We start from the raw sequence: 267 nt of genomic DNA, 5'->3' as shown, positions 1-267 counted from the left end.
CGTGCAGGAGGAGATCCTCTCCGCCCTGAAGTTCTGGCTCGACCTCGGCATCGACGGCTTCCGCCTCGACGCCGTCCCCTACCTCTACGCCGAGGAGGGGACGAACTGCGAGAACCTTCCCGCGACCCACGAGTTCCTGAAGCGGGTCCGCAAGGAGATCGACGCGCAGTACCCGGACACGGTGCTGCTGGCGGAGGCCAACCAGTGGCCCGAGGACGTCGTCGACTACTTCGGGGACTACTCCTCCGGCGGCGACGAGTGCCACAT

The 267-nt window shown here is 66.7% G+C and carries 1 protein-coding gene; it reads left to right on the top strand.

All coding sequences use genetic code 11. The annotated features are described in order from the left end of the window. Positions 1-267: alpha-amylase family glycosyl hydrolase (locus ADL34_RS04985; RefSeq protein ID WP_267891468.1), on the top strand; the 267-nt coding region annotated here is incomplete at both ends.

The sequence above is a fragment of the Streptomyces sp. NRRL WC-3605 genome (genome assembly GCF_001509795.1).
Classification (GTDB): domain Bacteria; phylum Actinomycetota; class Actinomycetes; order Streptomycetales; family Streptomycetaceae; genus Streptomyces; species Streptomyces viridochromogenes.
The sequence above is the reverse complement of the archived record's forward strand: the minus strand, read 5'-3'. Positions and strand labels throughout refer to the sequence as shown.